The 14,897-nt window shown below is 69.4% G+C and carries 16 protein-coding genes; 13 read left to right on the top strand and 3 right to left on the bottom strand.

Annotated elements, in window-relative coordinates; translation table 11 throughout:
- Positions 1-3 precede the first annotated feature (3 nt).
- The 4 genes from BOSE46_RS08910 (at position 4) to BOSE46_RS08925 (ending at position 4,571) form a co-directional block, all read left to right on the top strand.
- The gene (locus BOSE46_RS08910; protein ID WP_159539905.1) at positions 4-441 is read left to right on the top strand and encodes an adenylyltransferase/cytidyltransferase family protein; all 438 of its coding nucleotides are present in this window, start codon (positions 4-6) and stop codon (positions 439-441) included.
- Entirely contained in the window at positions 438-1,358 is a 921-nt protein-coding gene (locus BOSE46_RS08915) for a glycosyltransferase family 2 protein (RefSeq protein WP_159539906.1), read from the top strand. The genes BOSE46_RS08910 and BOSE46_RS08915 overlap by 4 nt, the downstream gene beginning before the upstream one ends.
- The gene (locus BOSE46_RS08920; RefSeq protein WP_159539907.1) at positions 1,358-2,782 is read left to right on the top strand and encodes an exopolysaccharide biosynthesis polyprenyl glycosylphosphotransferase; all 1,425 of its coding nucleotides are present in this window, start codon (positions 1,358-1,360) and stop codon (positions 2,780-2,782) included. The genes BOSE46_RS08915 and BOSE46_RS08920 overlap by 1 nt, the downstream gene beginning before the upstream one ends.
- 193 nt (positions 2,783-2,975) lie before the next feature.
- Positions 2,976-4,571: an AMP-binding protein gene (locus tag BOSE46_RS08925; protein ID WP_159539908.1), complete on the top strand. Its 1,596-nt coding sequence runs from the start codon at positions 2,976-2,978 to the stop codon at positions 4,569-4,571.
- Positions 4,572-4,580: 9 nt separating this feature from the next.
- Here the strand turns inward: BOSE46_RS08925 and BOSE46_RS08930 are convergent, their stop codons facing one another.
- Positions 4,581-5,444, bottom strand: coding sequence for a hypothetical protein (locus BOSE46_RS08930; RefSeq protein WP_159539909.1), 864 nt, complete (start codon positions 5,442-5,444; stop codon positions 4,581-4,583).
- Between the two features lie 136 nt (positions 5,445-5,580).
- On the opposite strand from BOSE46_RS08930, the gene BOSE46_RS08935 reads away from it, so the two are divergent.
- The 5 genes from BOSE46_RS08935 to BOSE46_RS08955 are packed head-to-tail and all read left to right on the top strand — an operon-like array spanning position 5,581 to position 8,947.
- Positions 5,581-6,144 (top strand): RNA polymerase sigma factor, encoded by a 564-nt coding sequence (locus tag BOSE46_RS08935; protein WP_159539910.1) that lies wholly within the window; start codon positions 5,581-5,583, stop codon positions 6,142-6,144.
- A gap of 54 nt (positions 6,145-6,198) precedes the next feature.
- Positions 6,199-6,576 (top strand): type II toxin-antitoxin system PemK/MazF family toxin, encoded by a 378-nt coding sequence (locus BOSE46_RS08940; protein WP_236551685.1) that lies wholly within the window; start codon positions 6,199-6,201, stop codon positions 6,574-6,576.
- Positions 6,573-7,595, top strand: coding sequence for a YihY/virulence factor BrkB family protein (locus tag BOSE46_RS08945; RefSeq protein WP_159539911.1), 1,023 nt, complete (start codon positions 6,573-6,575; stop codon positions 7,593-7,595). The genes BOSE46_RS08940 and BOSE46_RS08945 overlap by 4 nt, the downstream gene beginning before the upstream one ends.
- A gap of 42 nt (positions 7,596-7,637) precedes the next feature.
- On the top strand, positions 7,638-8,033 hold the full coding sequence (locus BOSE46_RS08950) for a cold-shock protein (protein WP_159539912.1): 396 nt from the start codon (positions 7,638-7,640) through the stop codon (positions 8,031-8,033).
- A gap of 44 nt (positions 8,034-8,077) precedes the next feature.
- Positions 8,078-8,947, top strand: coding sequence for an AEC family transporter (locus BOSE46_RS08955; RefSeq protein WP_256366737.1), 870 nt, complete (start codon positions 8,078-8,080; stop codon positions 8,945-8,947).
- Here the strand turns inward: BOSE46_RS08955 and BOSE46_RS08960 are convergent.
- Positions 8,867-10,366, bottom strand: a complete 1,500-nt coding sequence (locus BOSE46_RS08960; protein ID WP_159539914.1) for an MFS transporter — start codon at positions 10,364-10,366, stop codon at positions 8,867-8,869. The two genes, BOSE46_RS08955 and BOSE46_RS08960, sit on opposite strands and share 81 nt — an antisense overlap.
- A gap of 61 nt (positions 10,367-10,427) precedes the next feature.
- Between BOSE46_RS08960 and BOSE46_RS08965 the strand changes: the two genes are divergently transcribed.
- Positions 10,428-11,174 carry a DUF3027 domain-containing protein gene (locus BOSE46_RS08965; protein ID WP_159539915.1) on the top strand — a complete coding sequence of 249 codons (747 nt, stop codon included), beginning with the start codon at positions 10,428-10,430 and terminating at the stop codon, positions 11,172-11,174.
- Between the two features lie 202 nt (positions 11,175-11,376).
- On the opposite strand, the gene BOSE46_RS08970 is transcribed toward BOSE46_RS08965, so the two are convergent.
- Positions 11,377-11,784 (bottom strand): DUF2530 domain-containing protein, encoded by a 408-nt coding sequence (locus BOSE46_RS08970; protein WP_236551687.1) that lies wholly within the window; start codon positions 11,782-11,784, stop codon positions 11,377-11,379.
- A gap of 58 nt (positions 11,785-11,842) precedes the next feature.
- On the opposite strand from BOSE46_RS08970, the gene BOSE46_RS08975 reads away from it, so the two are divergent.
- The 3 genes from BOSE46_RS08975 (at position 11,843) to BOSE46_RS08985 (ending at position 14,894) form a co-directional block, all read left to right on the top strand.
- The gene (locus BOSE46_RS08975; RefSeq protein ID WP_159539916.1) at positions 11,843-12,847 is read left to right on the top strand and encodes a hypothetical protein; all 1,005 of its coding nucleotides are present in this window, start codon (positions 11,843-11,845) and stop codon (positions 12,845-12,847) included.
- A 66-nt stretch (positions 12,848-12,913) separates the two neighbouring features.
- Complete coding sequence (locus tag BOSE46_RS08980) at positions 12,914-14,353, top strand: NCS2 family permease (protein ID WP_159539917.1); 1,440 nt, start codon at positions 12,914-12,916, stop codon at positions 14,351-14,353.
- A 22-nt stretch (positions 14,354-14,375) separates the two neighbouring features.
- Positions 14,376-14,894 (top strand): gamma carbonic anhydrase family protein, encoded by a 519-nt coding sequence (locus BOSE46_RS08985; protein WP_159539918.1) that lies wholly within the window; start codon positions 14,376-14,378, stop codon positions 14,892-14,894.
- Positions 14,895-14,897: the final 3 nt, after the last annotated feature.

Genomic DNA, 14,897 nt, shown 5'->3' on the forward strand with positions numbered 1-14,897 from the left:
GCTTTGAATGACGTACGAAAGAAGTTCGGGGTCGGCTACACCAGCGGGGTCTTCGACATGTTCCATGTCGGACACCTCAACCTGCTGCGCCGCGCCCGCAACCACTGCCACCACCTGGTCGTGGGTGTCGCCAGCGACGAGTACGTCGACAACCTCAAGGGCCGGCCGCCCGTCGTGCCGTGCGACGAGCGGATCGACATCATCTCGTCGCTGGGCATCGTCGACGAGGTCGTGATCGACCGGTCCGAGGACAAGGTCGCGATGTGGCAGCAGCGCCCGTTCGACGCCATCTTCAAGGGCGACGACTGGCAGGGCACGCCCAAGGGCTATCGGCTCGAACGCCGGATGGGCGAGCTCGGCGTGACTGTCGTCTACTTCCCGTACACGCGCCACACGTCGAGCTCGATGCTGCGCGCGTTCCTGACCGACCGCGGCGAATGACGACGTCCCAGCCGCCGGGCGTCACGGCGGTCGTCCCCACGCACAACCGGCCGGAGCTCATGCGGCTTGCGGTGCAGAGCATCATCGACCAGGCGTACGCCGGTCCGATCGACATCGTCGTCGTGTTCGACGCCTGCGAGATCGAGCTTCCCGACGTCGTGACCGGCCCGAACCGCACGCTGACCGGCGTCGTCAACGAGCGAGCCCGAGGTCTTGCCGGCGCCCGCAACACCGGCATCCTGCTGTCCAAGCACGACTTCGTCGCCTTTCTCGATGACGACGACACCTGGCTGCCGCGCAAGCTGGACGCGCAGATGGCGGTTTTCGCCGAGCATCCGGAGACCGGGCTCGTCGGCACGGCGATGCTGGTCGACGACGGCCGCACGACGCACGAGCGGCCGGTGCCGCTGTCGATCGTCGGCCACGCCGACCTTGTCCGCGACCGGATCGCCGGGCTCCACTCCAGCAGCTTCGTGTTCCGCCGCGACGTGCTGGTCGACCAGGTCGGTCTCATCGACGAGGACCTGCCGGGCAGCTACGGGGAGGACTACGACGTCCTGCTCACGACCTCGCAGTGCTCGGTGATCCGGCTCGTCAACGAGCCACTCGTCTCCGTCCGCTGGTCCGGGGAGTCGTTCTTCTACGGCAAGTGGTCCCAGTACGCCGCCGGGCTCACCTACCTCGTCGACAAGCATCCGGAGCTGCGCGAGGAGCCCGCTGCCGCTCGCATCGGCTCGCAGGTCGGCTTCGCGCTGGCCGCCGCAGGTCGCCGGGCGGAGTCGCGGACGTGGTTGCGGCCCGTGCTGCGATCGCAGCCGCTCAACCTGCGCGCCTGGCTGGGCCTGCTCATCTCCTACCGGCTCATGTCGCCGCGGTTCGTTGCCCGGGTCGCCAACCGGTTCGGCAAGGGCATCTGATGGCCGTACTCGACATCTCCGTGCCCCTGCGGGGGCTGAAGACCGAGCTCCCGGTTCGCCAGGCGCGGCGTCGCGGTCTCCGCGGCTTCCCTCTCGTCGTGCTGCGTACGGGTGTGCTCGGCTACCTCGGCGCGTTCGCCGCCACCTGGTACCTCGCCGTCCGCGAGCTCGCCCTCCCCGATGCGTGGACGGCAGGCGCCTTGGCCCTGGTCGGCGCCTGGCTCGCCTACAGCTTCGCGGCCCTGCCCGCGTACGAGCGGTCGCGCTCCTACAAGCCGGCGATCCGGTTCGTCGAAATGCTCGGCGCGGCGGGACTCGTGCTGATCCTCGCGGGCGCCGAGAGCACGGCGACGATCCGCCAGGCTGCGATCGCGGTGCTCGCGGCGCCGGCGGTCTCGGCTGCTTCGGCTCTGGTCCACGGCCGCCTCCTGCGCCGCCTGCCGACGATCCTGGTCGGCCAGGTCGAGTCCGTCGACCGGCTCGCCGCCCGTTGGGCCGACCGCAACGACATCAACATCATGGCCACGTGCTCGTGGCGCGCACCGCACGAGCTCGCCCCGGCCGGGGCGGTGTCGGACGACAGCCTCGCGCAGGTCGTCCGCGAGGTGCTGGCGGCGGTGTCCGAGCATCGGGCCAGATCGGTCGTCATCGCGAGCGGCCGGGCGTTCGCCACTCCGGCCCTGCGCCACCTCGCCTGGGCGCTGCAACGGGCCGAGGTCGAGTGCCTCGTGGTGGCCGACATGAACGACCACGTCGAGTACCTCAAGCCGCGCCGTGTCGGCGACCAGATCGCCCTCTCGCTCCGCGCACCCAACGATCACCTCATGTCGCTGCTGGCCAAGTCGGTGCTCGACCGGGTGGCCGCCGCGATCGCACTGGTGCTCCTCTCGCCGCTCCTGCTGGTGCTGGCGTTCGGCATCCGGTTCGGCTCGCGGGGCCCGGCGATCTTCCGGCAGGTACGTACGGGGCGCGACGGCAAGCCGTTCGTGATCTACAAGTTCCGCACCATGGTCATCGACGCCGAGGCCCGGCTCGACTCGTTGCGGGACCGCAACGAGGGTGCCGGTCCGCTGTTCAAGCTGCGCCACGACCCGCGCATCACCCGGTTCGGCCGCTTCCTGCGCAAGACGTCGCTCGACGAGCTCCCGCAGCTGATCAACGTCGTCAAGGGCGACATGTCCCTCGTCGGTCCCCGGCCCGCCCTCGAGTCGGAGACCTCGCTCTACAGCGAATGGGTCTGGCGCCGCCTCCACGTCAAGCCCGGTATGACGGGCCTGTGGCAGGTCAGCGGGCGGTCCGCGCTGTCGTGGGAGGAGTCGATCCGGATGGACCTGCAGTACGTCAACAACTGGAACCTCCGTCTCGACATCGCCATCATCGTGCGCACCGTGAAGGCCGTGCTGGCCCGCGACGGCGCGCACTGACGCTTCCGTTGGATGGGTCACACCGACCGGCGAATTCTGTAACTCGTTGTTACGCTTCCGAGGTTCAGCCCGGCGCGTTAGCGTCGTGGAAACCCGGACACTGGAGTTGCATGAACGAGCGACAGCGAGTGAACCATCAGGCGGCCTTCATGCCGGCGCCTCCGTATCGTGGGCTTCTTGGGGAGGCGACGGCATGAACGAGCTGAGCTACACGCTGAAGGTCTTTCGTCAGATCGGGATGTTGAAGCCGGTCCTTCCGCACCGCCTCATCGGGGCCGGGCTGCAGCTCGTGAAGTGGGGCCCGGGCCTGCCATCGGGGGTCAATGCAGCCGCCAAGCGGTTCCCCAACCAGCTCGCGATCATCGACGACGCCGGCGAGCTGACCTGGTCCGAGCTCGCGGAGCAGATCAACCAGTTCACCCAGGCGCTCAAGGACCGCGGCATCGAAGCCGGTGACTCGGTCGCTGTGCTGTCGCGCAACCACCGCTACATGATCATCGCGCTGATCGCCGTGATCCAGGCCGGTGGCCGCGTGCTGCTGCTCAACACCATGGCCAGCCGGTCGCAGCTCGGTGAGCTGTCGAAGCGTGAGGGCGCAAAGCTCGTGATCCTCGACGAGGAGTTCCTCGACGTCGGCGCCGATGTCGACGACGACACGATCATCCTGTGCTGGTCGGACGACCCGGCCACGGCGACGTACCCCACCGTCGCGGGACTCATGGCGGACCAGCCGGCCAAGGCGCATCCCAAGCCCGCGCGGCACGGGCAGATCATCATCTTCACCTCCGGCACGACGGGCCTGCCCAAGGGTGCCAAGCGCGAGGAGCCGGCCGACCTCAAGCCGCTCATCGCGTTCTTCGGCGCGATTCCCTACCGCGGCAACTCCACGGTCGTCCTCGCGGCGCCGCTGTTCCACTCGTGGGGTCTGATCAACTTCGGCTTCGGCCTGTCCACTGCGCCGACGTACGTCCTGCGGAGGCGCTTCTCGGCCGAGCAGGTCCTGCGTGACATCGACGAGTACCGCGCGAAGGTGCTGGTCGTCGTGCCGCTCATGATGCAGCGGCTCGTCGACGCGGACCCGGTCATGGTCGAGAAGACGGACGTGTCGTCCCTCGAGGTCACCGCGAGCAGCGGCTCGGCGCTCGCCGGCGATCTCGCGAACCGGTTCATGGACCTGTTCACCGACTCGGTCTACAACTTCTACGGTGCCACCGAGACCGGCTGGGTCACGATCGCCAGCCCCAAGGACCTGCGGGAGGCGCCCGGCACCGCCGGCACCCCGCCGTTCCGCACGTTCGTCAAGATCCTCGACGCCGACGGGCGGGAGGTGCCGCAGGGCGAGACCGGCGTGATCCACGTCGGCAACGACATGCCGTTCGGCGGCTACACCGACGGCAACACCAAGGCATTCGCCGACGGGCTGATGAACACCGGAGACCTCGGCTTCTTCGACGAGAACGGCCGGCTGTTCGTGTCGGGCCGTGACGACGACATGATCATCTCCGGCGGCGAGAACGTCTTCCCGCGTGAGCTGGAGGATGCCCTCATCGAGCACCCGGACATCGCCGACGTGGTGGTGACCGGCGTCGACGACCCGGCGTTCGGCCAGGCCCTCGCGGCATACGTCGTGGTCAAGGACGGTGCGTCGCTGAGCGAGAGCGAGCTCGTCGCGTACGCCAAGGAGCACGTCGCCCGGTTCGCCGTGCCACGCCGCACGATGTTCCTCGACGAGCTGCCCCGCAACCCCACGGGCAAGGTCATGAAGCGCGAGCTCCCGGAGTTTGACTGATTGACCTCGTCACGAATCGCGGGGATGGGCGTGGACGACGCTCGCCGGTATGCCCACCGACCGGAGATGACGGCACCACTGCTCGGCCAGCGGCAGGCTCGCATCGGTCTCGCGCAGCACGAGCACCTGGTCCGCCAGGGCTGAGGCGGCCTGCCTGAGCTCGGTCGTGGCCGAGGGCTCGACGTCGAGCATGACGACACGGCTCGCCCCGCGGGCGGGCCGCGAGCGCAGGGCTGCCAGCGGCATGGTGCCGAGCAGCCCGAGGACGGCACCCGCGAGGCACATCACCGGCAGACCGGGCAGGTTGCCCCGTTCGGGCGGCCGGGCAGCGTCGATGAGCGTTCCGCCGCCGGCCTGCAACCGGCGGGCCCGGGCCAGGTCGGCGGCGATCGGTTGGACCTGCGACGCAGCGGCCTTCTTGGGCAGTGCATCGACCTGCTTGGTCAGCGTGGCGCGCAGCCGGCGCAAGGCCTCGCCGGCCCGCCGTGAGCGATCGGCGAGGTAGGCGCGTGCCACGGCGTTGGCCCCGCCCGCCGCTGCCCGCGGCGTGCCACTGGTGTGGCTGATCCGCAGCACGGACGACTCCCCGGCGGCGTGGACGTCGACGGTGCGTGAGCCCGCGATGCCCCGCGACGCCGCGATGGTCTCCTCGGTGGCCATGTCGACGGGGCGCGGATCGGTCTGGGCGAGTGGGTCCACGCCGGTCGCCTCGACCTGCACGGAGGCGGTCGCCGAGTAGGTCTGGGGGAGTGCGAGATGCAGGACCACGCCGGTGACGATGCCGGTGAGCACGCCACCCAGGAGGACCCGCCAGCCGCGGGCCAGGGCGGCGCCCAGCTCGCTCAACGTGAGCGTCGGCACGGGCTCTGACATGCGGCACCACCTCCGAGGACGATTGTGCGGCGTCTCGTCGAGGACCGGTGCCGGGTTGTCCACAGGTGGTCGCAACAGCGCTGGAGGAACGCCGCGCATTGGGCGATAACTGGATCACCCCCAAGGACGGAGCCTCATGGACGACGACGTATCGACCGCGCTGACCGATGGCGAGCTGGTGCTCCTCACGCGAGGCGGAAGCGTCGAAGCATATGCCGTGCTGTTCCGGCGTCACGTGTCGCTGCTGAGGCAGACGGCCAGGCGTTACGTTCGCCCTGCCGACGTCGACGACGTCGTCGCCGAGGCATTCGCCATGACCTTCGACCTGCTGCGGCGCGGACGTGGGCCCACGATCTCGCTGCGTGCCTACCTGCTGACGGCCGTCCGCCACGAAGCCGGCCGGCGGGCCGCCCGCGAGCGGCGCCTGGTGCTGGTCGACGACATCGAGACGTGGGGGCACCTGCAGGGCGACGCCAGTGCCGTCCTCGAGCACGACGACGTCGAGCGGGCGTTCCAGGCGCTGCCCGACCGCTGGCGGCGCGTGCTGTGGCAGCTGGAGGTCGAAGGCCTGCGGCCGCGTGACCTCGCCGCTGAGCTCGGCATGACACCCAATGCGGTGGCCGCCCTGGGGATGCGCGCACGGGCAGGTCTGCGCAAGGCGTACGCAGGAGAGGCGCACGAGCTCGGGACCGCGGTCTGACGCCTCGGTGACGATCAGCGCGTCGTCACGCGGTGCCTGTGGCAGGCTGGCCCGGTGGACATCGCGTACGACCCGCATCCGGACGGACGGCCGGACCCGGGCGAGGTCGTCTGGACGTGGGTGTCGTACGAGGACGATCCGACGCAGGGCAAGGACCGACCGGTGCTGATCGTCGCCCGGGAGGGAGCGAGCCTGATCGCGATCCCGATGACGTCGAAGGACCACGACCGCGACATGGAGCAGGAAGCGGCCGAGGGCAGGTTCTGGTTCGACGTGGGCACGGGTCCCTGGGATCCCGCGGGCCGGCCGAGCGAGGTACGGATCAACCGGTTCCTCACCGTCGACCCGGCAGCCGTACGCCGTGAGGGCGCCGTGCTCGACGAGGCACGCTTCAACGCGATCGCCGCGGCGCTGGAACCGTACCTGCCATGACCCCGCGCATCGGCCCGGTCGACGCGTTCCAGCGCAAGCATCCGGCGATCAGCTTTCCCATCGCCGTGGTCTACAAGTACTTCGACGACCAGGGGCCCTATCTCGCCGCGATCGTCGCCTACTACGCCTTCATCGCGATCTTCCCGCTGTTGCTGCTCGGCTCGTCGATCCTGGGCTTCGTCCTGCAGGACAATCCCAGCCTCCGCGATGAGCTGATTGACTCGGCTCTGAGCCAGTTCCCGATCATCGGCACGCAGCTGGGCCAGCCCGAAGGGATCAAGGGCAGCACGACCACGATCGTGATCGGTTCGATCGTCGCCCTTTACGGCGCCATGGGCCTCGGCCAGGCGGTCCAGAACGCGGCCAACATCGCCTGGTCGGTGCCGCGCAACAGCCGGGCCAACCCCATCATCCTGCGGCTTCGCAGCATCCTGTTCCTGGCAATCAGCGGGGCCGGCATCCTCGCACTGGCGATCGCCACCTCGGTGCTCGCGAACCCCGACGCACTGGGGCCTGACCTCGAGACGACCCTGCGCTGGCTCATCCGCCTGGTCGGTTTCGTCCTGACGATCGCGATCTTCGTCAGCGTCTACCGGCTGATCAGCCACGGCCGCGCGGGCTGGCGTTCGGTGCTGCCGGGCGCCTTCGTCACGGCGCTCCTGTGGCAGGGACTGCAGTGGATCGGCAGCACCTACGTCAGCGAGGTCATCCTCAAGGCGAAGGACAACCAGATGAACGGCACGTTCGCGCTGGTCCTCGGCCTGATCGCCTTCATCTTCATCGCAGCCGTCATGGTCGTGCTGGGCCTGGAGGTGAACGTCGTGCTGCGGCGGCACCTCTATCCGCGCGCGCTGCTGACCCCGTTCACCGACAACGTGATCCTGACGAAAGCCGATCAGAAGGCGTACGCGGCGTACGCCAAGTCCCAGCGGCACAAGGGGTTCCAGTCCGTCGAGGTCACGTTCGAGGACCGGACCCCGAAACCACCGCCGCCCACAGAGGCGAAGCCGTCCGACTAGGCTGGAGGCAGCAGCAGCCACCGACGACCAGAGGACAGCGCCATGCCCACGGGCAAAGTGAAGTGGTACGACGCGGACAAGGGATTCGGTTTCCTGACGCAGGAGGACGGGCCGGACGTCCACGTGCGCTCCGACGCGCTGCCCGACGGCGTCACGACGCTCAAGGCCGGCACGCGTGTCGAGTTCGGCATCGTGCAGGGCAGCCGCGGCGACCAAGCGCTCCAGGTACGCGTCCTCGACCCCGTCACCTCGGTGTCGCGGGCCCAGTCGCACGCGCGCCGCAAGGATCCCGAGACGATGGCGGTCATCGTCGAGGACCTCATCCGGCTGCTCGACACGCTCGGTGAGGGCTACCGTCACGGTCGCCACCCCGACGCCAAGAAGGGCAAGTCGGCGGCCCAGGTGCTCCGCGCCGTCGCGAGCGAGCTCGAGCTCTGACAGGGGTCATCCAGGGTTTCGGGGTCATCGGGATCCTGATCGCCCTGGGCCTCGGCCTGGCTCACGCCGGGGTGCTCGGCCAGGACTCGCAGCGGGTGCTGTCGCGCCTGGTCTACTTCGTGGCGACGCCCGCGCTGCTGATCGACCTGCTCTCCCGCACCGACGTCTCCGACGTGCTGGGTGTCGGCTTCGCGATCGCGGGGCTCACCGTGCTCGCGGTGCTCGTCGTCTACGTGCCGCTGGCGCGCCGCCGCGGCCGCTCGATGTCGCACATCGTGATCGGCGCGCTCTCGGCGTCGTACGCCAACGGCGGCTATCTTGGCCTGCCCATCGCGGTCTACGTCCTGGGTGATGCCGCCTTCGCGGTGCCGATCATGGTGCTGCAGCTGATCGTCTACGCCCCGCTGGCCCTGTCGGTGCTCGACCTCGAGGCGACCGGCCGTCGGCCGACACCGTGGACGCTCGCACTGGCCGGCGTACGCAATCCGGTCTCGGTCGCCGCCGTGTGCGGCGTGCTGGTCTCGGTCGCGGGGATCGACCTGCCCGAGATCGTCGGTGAGCCCATCAAGCTGCTCGGCGGCATGGCGGTGCCGGGTGCACTCCTGGCGTACGGCGTCTCGCTGCGGTTCGGCGGCGCGATCGGCTCGGCGCACCGGCGGGAGATCGCGGTGATCGCCGTGCTCAAGCTCGTGTGGATGCCCGCCGTCGCGTACGTGTTGGCGCGCTTCGCGTTCGGCCTCGACTCGCACGAGGTCTTCGGCCTGACCGTCATGGCCGCGTTGCCGACGGCCCAGAACGTGTTCGTCTACGCCTCGCGTTTCCAGCGGTCGGAGCTACTGGCCCGGGACAGTGTCGCGGTCACCACGCTCGCGTCGATACCCGTGCTCTTCGGACTGGCGGCCGTCCTCGCCTGACCCGGACTTGCGCCTGGCCCGGCTGAGCACGAAGGCGAGCCACGCGACGAGCAGGACGGCCGTCACGAGCAGGCCGATGCGCGGGGTCGCGTCGACCGTGAACAGGCCGATGCCGATCAGGCCGCCGATGACCCACGACAGCTGGAGGAGGGTCTCCGAGCGCGCGAACATGCTCGTGCGGACCCGCTCGGCGACGTCGCGCTGGATGAGGGCGTCGAGGCTGAGCTTGCCGAGCGACTGGCACAACCCCACGGTGAGGCCGAGGACGACGGCGGTCCACCACGTGAAGAACACCGCGACCGTGACCACGACGGCGACGTCGAGCACCAGGACCGCGATGACGACCCGTTCGGGCCGCCGGGACTTGGTCAGCGATGCGATGAGCGTGCCGATCGTGTTGCCGGCGCCGGCGCCGCCGATCACGAGGCCCAGCAGGACCGTCGCGTTGCCGTGCCAGCCCATCGAGTCAGGAGGATCGCGCAGCGTGAAGGCCATGAAGATCGTGAGGAAGCCCGACAGGAGCCGCAGCCCCGAGTTGCTGCGCAGCGCGTTGACGACATCGCGCGAGATGCTGATGCCCTTCTTGGCGGCGCCGGTCGCGATCTTGGTGAGGTCGACCTGTTCCTCGCCCTCGCTGGAGTCGACGCGGGCGGGCAGCAGGATCGCGAGGATCGTGCCGACGACGAACAGCAGGGCGGCGTAGCGGACGGCCCACTCCGCGCCGATGGCAGCGGCTCCACCGGCCAGGGGAGCCGAGATGGCCGCAGCGGCGGTGCCGGTCAGGGAGATGCGGGAGTTGGCCTTGACCAGCGTGAACTCGGTCGGCAGGAGCCGCGGGACGGCCGAGGCGCGGGTCACGCCGTACGCCTTGGACGCCACGAGACACCCGAGGGCCGCGAAGTAGAACGACGGCGGCGGGTTGTCGGACGAGATCGCGCCGGCCAGCACCCAGCAGCAGAACGCGCGGATCGCCAGGGTCGCGCCGATGGCCCAGCGACGGCCTCGGCGGAAGCGATCGAGGAACGGTCCGATGAGGGGGGCGACGACGGCGAAGGGCAGCATCGTCAGGACCAGGAACAGCGTCACCTGGCCCGTCGCCTCGCCCGTCGGGACGGTGAAGAACAGCGTCCCGGCCAGCGAGATGGCGAAGGCGGCGTCGCCGGCGGTGTTGAACGCGTGCAGCTCGAGAAGCCGGGAGAGGCCGCTCTCGCCGGCACCGCCCGAGTGCGTGAACCGGCGGGATGCCGTGAACGCCGAGGTGCTGCCCTTGGCGACGAGGCGGGCAGTGCCCGAGGACACCCGACCGGCGATCTGCGCTGATCGGCCCAGGCGGGACTGCTCGGGCTGCGCGGGCTGCTCAGGGGGTTGCGGGCGCGCCGGATCGGGCCAGTCGGCCTGCTCGTCCCCATGCCCGTCCACGCCGTCTATCCTGCCTCACCCCGCGACCCACCACTGGCCGGACATGGGCGACAATGGATGAATGCCCATCGATGAGCAGCTTGCCGCCGCAGTCGACGTCGCCCGTACGGCCGTCGACGAGGCCGCCGAGGCCGGAACCGTCGGCGAGCACGTGCGCGCTGTCGAGGACGGCGAGCGGCTCGTCTCGCACCACTTCACGTGCCTCAAGCGTGGCTACCTGGGGTGGTACTGGTCCGTCAGCGTCTCTCGTGCGCCCGACAGCGACCTCGTCACGGTCAACGACGTGGTCCTGCTGCCCGGCGACGACGCGATCATCGCCCCGCCGTGGACGCCCTATCGCGAGCGCATCCGCCCGGGCGACCTCAGCCCCGGCGACGTGCTGCCCCCCGACGAGGACGACATCCGGCTCGTACCCTCGTGGTCGGCCGGTGACGGCGAGGAGCAGACCCCCGACCGCTTCTTCGCCCGCGAGGTCGGACTCGGTCGTGAATGGGTCCTGTCGATCGAGGGTCGTGAGCTTGCTGCAGAGCGCTGGCAGGAGGGCGAGCAGGGTCCCGACGCCGCCATCGCCCAGCAGGCTGCCGGCGTGTGCCACTCGTGCGGGTTCATGGTCAGCCTGGCCGGTCCGCTCTCCGACCGCTTCGGCGTGTGCGCCAACGGCATGGCCAACGACGACGGCAAGGTCGTCTCGTTCGATCACGGCTGCGGCGCCCATTCAGGCGCGCGGCTGAGCCGTTCGGCGAGCGCCCAGGCACTTCCGCCCCCGGTGTTCGACACCGTGGGCGTCGACGAAGTCGACAACTACTAGCCCTTCCGGCCCCTAGCCCGAGGAACGAGGGCGGGAGGGAGCGCCAGCGACCGAAGGGGCGTACGACGAAAGGCTCGAGCGAGCCTGCAACCTCACTGCCCTTCGCGCCCCCTACTCGCAGAGCTCGTGGGGGGACCCCCAGCAGAGCTCGCTCCCTCTCCTCGCAGAGCTCGTCGCTAGGGAGCGGTTGATGTCGCTGAGATCAGTCGAGGCGGCGGCGACGACCGGGCTGCATGCGCAGGGCGTTGCGGCGGCGACGGCAGTACTCGATGCCGATCAGGCCCAGGCCGAAACCGGCAAGAGCGGTCCACAGCCACCACGTACGGCCGTTCTCGTCGAGCGTGCCGACGAACGGCAGCAACGCGACCGCGATGACGCCCCAGACGATCGTGCCGACCGTCATGGTGCGGACCCCGTCGACGTCCATGGGCTCGACCTCGGCGACCCGGTGGGTCTTGCTGCCGATCTCGAGCTCGGTCAGCTCGGGGCGGCCGAACTCATGACGACGCGCGGCGCGCTCGAGCCGGGCGATCTCGCGATGGCCCATCTTGCGCTCGATGGTCTCGGGACCGTCGCCCTGACGGATCACCCAGTCGTCGTCGTTACTCACGCCCACACCCTACCGTCGTCGCACTTCGTGCCACTGGTGCTGTCATGCTGATCTGGAAATGAATCCGCGCCATCGACGCCTGCTGATCCCCGGGCTCCTCATCGCCTTGCTGGTCGTCGTGCTCGTGAGCTCTCTGGCTCGCCGGGCCGACGGCGCCGAAGCAGGTCCCGACGTCGTCAGTCACCTGAGCGACGCACGGATCACCGAGTCGAGCGGTCTCGCGGTCAGCGTGAAGCACGACGACCTGGCCTACACGATCAACGACTCCGGCAACGCCCCGATCATCTTCGCCGTCAAGATCTCGACAGGCGCGGTGGTCGGGACGACGACGATCACGGGCAACACACCGCTCGACACCGAAGCGATCGCGATCGACGGCGACGGCGAGCTGTGGGTCGCGGACACGGGGGACAACCAGGAGCGCCGCACCGACGTCGCCCTGTACGCCCTGCCCGAGCCGGGGCCGGGTGAGCACTCGGTCGCCGCCGAGCGATACCCGCTGACGTACACCTCAGGGCCGGCGGACGTCGAGACACTGCTGATCAACCCGCGCACGGGCGCCAAGGGGCTCGTCACCAAGGGGCTGTTCGCCGGAGAGCTGCTGTCGCTGCCGAGCAAGCTCTCCACGCAGAAGCCCAACGTGGCGAAGCCGACGGGCCATGACATGCCGGCCCTGGTGACGGACGGAGTCGTGTCGGCGAACGGGCGGTTCGCGCTGCTGCGGACCTACAGCGACGTGCACCTGTACGACGCGAAGACCTGGAAGCTCACGCGCTCGCACGAGACTCCACCCCAGCCACAGGGCGAGTCGATCGCGCTCGAGCGCTCTCAGAAGTCGTTCCTGATCGGCAGCGAGGGCGCGAACTCGGCGCTGATCCGCGTCGCCCTGACGCTGCCGAAGGTCACACCGGTCCCGAAGACCGAGACCACGCCGGCCAAGAGCACGGGCTCGGCCGCCACGAGCGGCGGCGACAACGGCTTCGCCGGAAGCACGTGGATCTGGGCGATCGGCGTGGTCGCCCTGCTTGCCGCGATCGCCTCTGCCGCCACGCGCCGGACCTGACTCCTGCCTGAAACACGGATCTGGCATGCTGCCGTGCGACGGATGTCCCCCTCGACCAGGAGTGCCATGACCAGCACGCTCGAGCAGTACTTCAAGATCAGCCAGCGCGGGTCCTCCATCAGCAGGGAGGTGCGCGGCGGTGTCGTGACCTTCCTGACGATGGCCTACATCGTCGTGCTCAACCCGATCATCCTGGCGGGCGTCGCCGACGAGGACGGCAAGTTCCTCGGCGGCGGCTCGACCCCCGGGTCCGGCTTCGCGACGATCGCTGCGGTCACCGCACTCGTCGCCGGCCTCCTGACGATCCTCATGGGCGTCGTCGCGAACTTCCCGCTGGCGTTGGCCACCGGCCTCGGCCTCAACGCATTCGTCGCCTTCTCGGTCGCGTCGCAGATGACGTGGGCCGACGCGATGGGCCTCGTCGTGCTCGAGGGGCTGATCATCCTCCTTCTCGTGTTGACCGGCTTCCGAAAAGCGGTGTTCGACGCCGTGCCGCGCCAGCTCAAGACCGCGATCGCGGTGGGCATCGGCCTGTTCATCACGCTGATCGGCCTCGTGGACGCCGGCTTCGTCCGTACGACCGGCATCGGAGCACCCCCGATCCAGCTCGGCATCGGCGGCCACCTCGCCGGCTGGCCCGTCCTGGTGTTCATCTTCGGCCTGCTGCTGATGATCGCGCTGTACTCCCGCGGCGTACCCGGTGCGATCCTGATCGGCATCGTCGTCACGACCGTCGTCGCCGGCATCGTCCAGGCCTTCGCCGACCTGCCGGCGAGCGGCGGCAAGGCCACCTCCAAGGGCTGGAACCTCAACGTCCCCGACTGGCCCGACAAGGTCGTCGCCAAGCCCGACTTCTCGCTGCTCGGTGACTTCAACCTGTTCAACGGGTTCGAGCGCGCCGGCGTCGTGACCGCGGCGCTCCTGGTGTTCACGCTCCTGCTGGCCGACTTCTTCGACACGATGGGCACGATGACCGCGATCGGCGCCGAGGCGGGCCTCAACGACGCCGACGGCACGCCGGCCGGAGCCCAGAAGATCCTGGTCGTCGACTCGATCGCCGCGGCCGCAGGTGGCGCAGCCGGCGTCTCGAGCAACACGTCGTACATCGAGTCGGCGTCGGGTGTCGGTGACGGCGCACGTACGGGACTCGCCTCGGTCGTCACCGGTGTGCTGTTCCTGCTGTCGACGTTCGCGGTGCCGCTGGTCGAGCACATCCCCAACGAGGCGGCCGTTCCGGCTCTCGTCCTCGTCGGGTTCCTCATGATGAGCCAGGTCAAGGACATCGCCTGGGACGACTCGGAGATTGCGATCCCGGCGTTCCTGACGATCGTCCTGATGCCGTTCACGTACTCGATCACGGCCGGCATCGGCGCGGGCTTCATCGCCTGGGTCGTCATCAAGCTGGTCAAGGGCAAGGTCTCGGCGATCCACCCCTTGATGTGGCTGATCGGCGTGCTGTTCGTGATCTACTTCGCGATCGACCCCATCACCAACTGGGTCGGCTGAGCGCCGTAGGTACGTTGGGCACATGCTCATCGCACTCGGAGACAAGACCCCACGCGTGGCGGACACGGCGTGGGTCGCACCCAATGCGACCCTCGCCGGGTCCGTCGTGATCGAGGACGGCGCCAGCATCTGGTACGGCGCCGTGCTGCGCGCCGACAACGAGCCGATCACGATCGGCGCGCGATCGAACGTGCAGGACAACTGCGCGTTCCACGTCGACAAGGGCAAGCCCGTGCTCCTCGGCGAGGGCGTGTCGGTGGGCCATGGAGCGGTGATCCATGGCGCGACGATCGGCGACCACGTCCTCGTCGGCATGGGCGCGATCATCATGAACGGCGCAGTCATCGGCGACGAGTCGCTGATCGCCGCCGGTGCGCTGATCTCCGAGGGCGTCGAGATCCCGCCGCGTTCACTGGTCGCGGGTGTGCCCGGCAAGGTGCGCCGCGAGCTGACCGACGACGAGGTCGCGACGCTGCACCACAACGCCGAGATCTACGAAGAGCACCGCGAGCTGCACCGCAAGGGCGCCGAAGTCATCTAGCTG

Source organism: Aeromicrobium sp. 9AM (assembly GCF_902506105.1).
Taxonomy (GTDB): domain Bacteria; phylum Actinomycetota; class Actinomycetes; order Propionibacteriales; family Nocardioidaceae; genus Aeromicrobium.

Excerpts from the sequence above, each read along its gene's own strand:
- BOSE46_RS08915 (WP_159539906.1), top strand. The coding sequence starts at position 438 with ATGACGACGTCCCAGCCGCCGGGCGTCACGGCGGTCGTCCCCACGCAC.
- BOSE46_RS08920 (WP_159539907.1), top strand. The coding sequence starts at position 1,358 with ATGGCCGTACTCGACATCTCCGTGCCCCTGCGGGGGCTGAAGACCGAG.
- BOSE46_RS08925 (WP_159539908.1), top strand. The coding sequence starts at position 2,976 with ATGAACGAGCTGAGCTACACGCTGAAGGTCTTTCGTCAGATCGGGATG.
- BOSE46_RS08930 (WP_159539909.1), bottom strand. The coding sequence starts at position 5,444 with ATGTCAGAGCCCGTGCCGACGCTCACGTTGAGCGAGCTGGGCGCCGCC.
- BOSE46_RS08935 (WP_159539910.1), top strand. The coding sequence starts at position 5,581 with ATGGACGACGACGTATCGACCGCGCTGACCGATGGCGAGCTGGTGCTC.
- BOSE46_RS08945 (WP_159539911.1), top strand. The coding sequence starts at position 6,573 with ATGACCCCGCGCATCGGCCCGGTCGACGCGTTCCAGCGCAAGCATCCG.
- BOSE46_RS08950 (WP_159539912.1), top strand. The coding sequence starts at position 7,638 with ATGCCCACGGGCAAAGTGAAGTGGTACGACGCGGACAAGGGATTCGGT.
- BOSE46_RS08965 (WP_159539915.1), top strand. The coding sequence starts at position 10,428 with ATGCCCATCGATGAGCAGCTTGCCGCCGCAGTCGACGTCGCCCGTACG.
- BOSE46_RS08975 (WP_159539916.1), top strand. The coding sequence starts at position 11,843 with ATGAATCCGCGCCATCGACGCCTGCTGATCCCCGGGCTCCTCATCGCC.
- BOSE46_RS08980 (WP_159539917.1), top strand. The coding sequence starts at position 12,914 with ATGACCAGCACGCTCGAGCAGTACTTCAAGATCAGCCAGCGCGGGTCC.
- BOSE46_RS08985 (WP_159539918.1), top strand. The coding sequence starts at position 14,376 with ATGCTCATCGCACTCGGAGACAAGACCCCACGCGTGGCGGACACGGCG.